Annotated in this window: 6 protein-coding genes and 1 pseudogene; 2 read left to right on the top strand and 5 right to left on the bottom strand. The window is 45.6% G+C overall.

The genetic code is table 11. The features are described 5' to 3' along the window. On the bottom strand, positions 1 to 155 hold a 155-nt coding region (locus tag VGB26_04255), incomplete at its 3' end, for an aldo/keto reductase (protein HEX9756995.1). 117 nt (positions 156 to 272) lie between these two features. Then, entirely contained in the window at positions 273 to 692 is a 420-nt protein-coding gene (locus VGB26_04250) for a secondary thiamine-phosphate synthase enzyme YjbQ (protein ID HEX9756994.1), read from the bottom strand. Between the two features lie 140 nt (positions 693 to 832). On the opposite strand from VGB26_04250, the gene VGB26_04245 reads away from it, so the two are divergent. Then, positions 833 to 1,423, top strand: coding sequence for a Rieske (2Fe-2S) protein (locus VGB26_04245; protein ID HEX9756993.1), 591 nt, complete (start codon positions 833 to 835; stop codon positions 1,421 to 1,423). Between the two features lie 15 nt (positions 1,424 to 1,438). On the opposite strand, the gene VGB26_04240 is transcribed toward VGB26_04245, so the two are convergent. Next, a complete protein-coding gene (locus VGB26_04240; protein HEX9756992.1) occupies positions 1,439 to 1,744 on the bottom strand; it encodes a 2-nitropropane dioxygenase in 306 nt (101 codons plus the stop codon). Between the two features lie 104 nt (positions 1,745 to 1,848). Further along, positions 1,849 to 2,997 carry a hypothetical protein gene (locus tag VGB26_04235; protein HEX9756991.1) on the bottom strand — a complete coding sequence of 383 codons (1,149 nt, stop codon included), beginning with the start codon at positions 2,995 to 2,997 and terminating at the stop codon, positions 1,849 to 1,851. A 342-nt stretch (positions 2,998 to 3,339) separates the two neighbouring features. Between VGB26_04235 and VGB26_04230 the strand changes: the two are divergent. After that, a pseudogene (locus VGB26_04230) lies at positions 3,340 to 3,502 on the top strand (transposase). Between the two features lie 187 nt (positions 3,503 to 3,689). On the opposite strand, the gene VGB26_04225 reads toward VGB26_04230, so the two are convergent. Beyond that, positions 3,690 to 4,682 (bottom strand): integron integrase, encoded by a 993-nt coding sequence (locus tag VGB26_04225; protein HEX9756990.1) that lies wholly within the window; start codon positions 4,680 to 4,682, stop codon positions 3,690 to 3,692. Positions 4,683 to 4,692: the final 10 nt, after the last annotated feature.

Raw genomic sequence — 4,692 nt, 5'->3', positions numbered from 1 at the left:
TCAAAAAAATTAATGCCGCACTCCATGGCCCGGGTTAGCGCTTTAAGCGACTCCCGATCATCCGCAGGGCCCCACCAGGTTTTTCCGATTCCCCATGCCCCAAACCCTATTTCTGAAACCTTAAGGCCTGTTCGCCCCAGCGTCCGATATTCCATCAAATTTTCCTCCCTGTATTTATTTTGGTAAAAATATCAAATTGCAGGAAAAATAGGAAGAGAATTTTTCCTGCAATTTAAAATAGTCATAGGTACATCCCTGTGTTTTTGCCAATTTTACTCTCCTACGACCTTTACCAAAACTCTTTTTTTCCTTCGCCCGTCAAACTCCGCGTAAAAAATCTGCTCCCAAGGGCCAAAATCAAGGCTTCCGTTGGAAATAGCCACCACCACCTCCCTTCCCATCAGTTGTCTTTTGATGTGAGCATCTCCATTGTCTTCCCCTGTATTGTTGTGCCGGTATTGAGAGATCGGCTCATGGGGAGCGAGTTTTTCTAAAAAATCATCGTAATCCTGAATAAGCCCGGATTCATCATCATTAATGTAGACACTGGCGGTAATGTGCATGGCATTGACCAAGCAAAGTCCTTCTTGTATCCCACTCTTTTTAATGATGTCTTCCACTTGGTTGGTAATGTTAATATAATTTCTCCTTGATGGGGTATTAAACCATAATTCTTGCCGATAGGATTTCATGGGTGACTCCTCTTTTCGATTTTGACCTAAAAAATTTTGAAATCATTTATAACCAGGGAAAAAGTGAAAATCAAGGGAAGGTTTTATTAAAATAAATGAAGGGGTTTTATGTTGGAAGCTAATGAAAGGAGGTTATACCAATGAGGCGGGTTTTATTTCCTGTGGGAAAGGTGAGCCACTTTCTCCCAGGAACCAGTTTGGGAATTGAAAAAGATGGAAAAAATATTGCTGTTTATAATGTGAAGGGGAAATTTTTTGCTCTGGATGCAGTTTGTCCCCATGAAGGGGGTCCTCTGGAACGCGGTAGGTTGGAAGGCCATTGGGTCGTATGCCCCTGGCATTTATGGAAATTTGATGTGAGAACCGGTCAGCAAGAATCCGATGCATCGGTCTGTGTTAAACGCTATGAGATTTATGTGGAGGGAGATGAAATTTTTCTTGATTTTACCGAAGCCCACAAAAAAGCAAAGCGCTGGGAGAAAATTTTAAAAGCGTTGGAAAACGGAAAAGACCCTTCGGAAGTGTCTTCACAGTTTCATGTTCCCATCAACGAAATCAATGATGCGGTTCGCCGGCATCGGGTCGGGGAACGGCTGATTTGGCTTGGAAAGCTTTATCAGGAGCAGGGTTTTATTGGGCCAATTGATTTATTGCGGATGCCTAAACGGAATGAAAAAGGGCTAACCTACGCAGTGATTCCTTTGATTGACGAATTAACAGCGAATCTGTGAAGAAGGGTGGGGAGTTTAATCAAAATCGATGGGTCGAATAGGGGGAGGACCTTCTTTATCAACCCTTTTCATTGATTCTTTAACCTTTTCTTCTAAAATTCTGGAGCGGTCTTTTAAGGCCTGTTTTTCCCTTTCAAATTTTTCTTCTGTTTCTTTTCGGTGGGCATCCAGATTTTTTACCATTTCCCCCAAGGAGCGTTTTTCCTTAGGTTTTTCTTTTGCCTCGTGCCATAGGATGTCACCTGTTCCCGAATCCACCAGAAGTTTGGCCTCACAACAAGGGCATTCAACCGTCAATTTTGAATTTGGATCCGTTTTCATAAACCCCGTTAATATAACACAGAAAAAGGGGGAAATTCAAAGAATCATTGGAATTCCGATTTTCCCCAGCAAAAGGACCCTTAAATGATAAATTGAGCCGGGGGTTAGAATTTCACCTCCAATTGCACAAGAAATTCATTGTTATTTACCCCGCTCCCTCCGGTGGACTCATCATTGAAGTAATATTCAGTCTTTAACTTTGTGTTTTTGACCACATCCGTTAGAATAGCCAAGGTAATGGTTTCTCGGTCCCAAGTTCGTGAATCCGTGGGATCTTTGGTTAGGTCCACATTGTATTCCTCATAACGGAGAAGGAATTCAAAGGCCTTAAAGCTCTTCCGTTCTTTGCACTTGATTTTATAGGAAGGCTGGATATACCAACCGTCCCGGTCCATGATTCCATCGGTGGTCCTCATGACCTGGGCGAAAAGAGTAAAAGCATCTAACAGGTATTCAAAATTAAATCCATATCTTTCTTGCTTCTTCTTCCCAACGGAGGATCCGTAGGTCGAAATTCCTTGAAGGTAGGAAACGTCATTTCCACTTAATCGAGAATGGTAATAAAAAGGTAGAATATCGATTTTGTGATTTTCTTTAATGGGTAGGTCAATTCCGATTCCTAAGCCCATCTGTTTGTTTCCGTTTTTCTCTACATTGTCATCATCATCCGTTGTAATTGGAAAAACATCGTCTTCCTGGATTCTGCGGTCCGCCAGCCGGCGCGAATTGCTGATAGAAAGTCTCCAGTAAACCATTTCATGTTCTCCACCGAGAAAGATCCCAAGATCTTCATCCTGCCAAAAAGCATAACCAAGAATGGGGTAAGCCTCGGTTTTACGATGGGGTTTCATGAAAATGTCTTTAAGGCCGACGGTCATCCAGGTGTTGAGGGGAAGTCCGTTATATTGAACCCAGGCTTCATCTACCTTAATTTTTCCCGCTCCCTCCGCCTCAATATCCGCCCGAAACATCATTTGTTCTGAGAGGTGGACTTCCGGTGACAGAACAAATTTATCAATGCTCATCCTTGCATTGGGGTTGTTGTCATAAGTAATGCTGGGGTTACTACTTGGATTGGAATTGCTTTCCGATTTAACAAATTCAAGCTCTAACTCCCCCCCAATTTTTACCATTCCTCCCCGAAGAGATAAAATAGGTTCACCTGTATCATTGGATGAACTCGCAAATGCGGCAAAAGGGAAAATTCCCACGAAAACCACTATCATGACAAACATCCCCTGGAACGTTTTCAATTTAGAACCTCCTTAGTCGCTGGGTTTTGAAAAAATTTTATGGTCATCAGCACCTTTGTCTTTTTTTTATGAGGGACAAAATTTGCCTTTATTAATCAAATTTTATTGGTGATTGTCAACCCCCAAAATATATTTGCTCTCCCCCAGTTTTTTATCCATCTAGAATGGGTTGAGGAATCAGGGAAAGATCATTCAGGGATCGGATCAGTTTTTGACTGATTTCGAGGCCTGGGGTCGGACCATGATTAAGGATTGAAAAGAAGGAGAAAAGATTCATTTAAATGTGGTTTTTGGGGCTTAAACAGGTGTTTTAGGTGATGAAAACATGGGTTTAAGAGAAAAATGGCCGGAGCAAATCGGCATTACGTTCCCCATACGGTATGGTATATCACCCACCGATGTCACCAATATAGAGTTTCTACTGAAATTTTCAAAGGACCGGGACTGTTGGATGGACTGGTTGTTTGAAGCAAAAAAACGCTTTGGCCTTCAGGTATTTAATTATGGAGAAGGATCATTTTGAACTACGGGAGGTGAACCCTTCTTATTCAGGGCATTTACCGGCTAAAAAGAGCCTTCTAAGGGTCGAAAATACCTTTAATTGGAAAGGAAATGATTATCTTTCAACAACTTAGCTTGATCCGACCCCGGTCCCTAAATAAAATGGTGAGACGGGTAGGAAAGGATAAAGATCAAACGCCGAGATCGTCCAAGGGACTCGGAACGCCCTGGCCACCCTGCTGAAGGATGTGGGTGTAGATCATGGTGGTGGAAACATCGTTGTGCCCGAGCAGTTGCTGAATGGTACGGATGTCGGTTCCGCGTTGAAGCAGGTGGGTGGCGAAGGAATGACGAAAGGCATGTGCGCTGATTTGCTTCGTCAGACCGGCACGACGAACCGCTCCCTTGATGGCCTTGTTGATGACGCTGGGGTCAACGTGATGGCGACGGGTGATGTCGGAACGTGGGTCAACGGAGAGATTCCGGGCAGGAAAGACATACTGCCAGCCCCATTCCTTGGCGGCACTGGGGTGTTTCCGAGCCAGAGCATGAGGGAGGTACACCTCGCCATGCCCCTGAGCCGCATCCTGCTGATGCAACGTCTTGACCCCGGCGAGATGGTTCTGGAGCAAAGGCGTAAGGGTGACGGGAAAGGTGGTGAACCGGTCTTTGTCCCCCTTGCCCGAACGGACGGTCAGTTGCTTCATCTGATAGTCGATGTCCTTGACCCTGAGCCGGACCGCTTCCATGATGCGCAGCCCGCTCCCGTAGAGGAGCTTGGCGACCACTTGAGCGGTTCCGTCCATGAGCGAGATCACGGCGGCGACTTCTTCGCGTGTCATGACAACGGGGACGTTGATCTTCTTGTCTGCACGGACGGCATTGATGCTGCCCGGCAAAGCATGGTTGAGGACGCGCTTGTAGAGGAACACCAGGGCGTTCATCGCCTGGTTCTGGGTCGCGGGGGCGACGTTTCCGTGCACGGCCAAGTCGGTCAGGAACGACTCGATTTTCGGTTCGGCGGGGAGGAGGTCCTCACGCGACCGCATGCGGTGGAAACGGACGAACCGTAGAATCCAATCCACATAGGATCGCTCGGTGTGAATGGAGTAGTGGTGTAGACGGAGCACCTTTCGGACTTCATCGAGGAGTTTTGGTTGTTGACTTCTCGTCGCGTCAGGCATATAAAGTCTC

It is taken from the genome of Nitrospiria bacterium, from assembly GCA_036397255.1.
GTDB lineage: Bacteria > Nitrospirota > Nitrospiria > DASWJH01 > DASWJH01 > DASWJH01.
Note: the sequence above shows the minus strand (reverse complement) of the source record. Positions and strands in the feature narration are given on the sequence as shown.

Excerpts from the sequence above, each read along its gene's own strand:
- VGB26_04240 (HEX9756992.1), bottom strand. The coding sequence starts at position 1,744 with ATGAAAACGGATCCAAATTCAAAATTGACGGTTGAATGCCCTTGTTGT.
- VGB26_04225 (HEX9756990.1), bottom strand. The coding sequence starts at position 4,682 with ATGCCTGACGCGACGAGAAGTCAACAACCAAAACTCCTCGATGAAGTC.
- VGB26_04250 (HEX9756994.1), bottom strand. The coding sequence starts at position 692 with ATGAAATCCTATCGGCAAGAATTATGGTTTAATACCCCATCAAGGAGA.
- VGB26_04245 (HEX9756993.1), top strand. The coding sequence starts at position 833 with ATGAGGCGGGTTTTATTTCCTGTGGGAAAGGTGAGCCACTTTCTCCCA.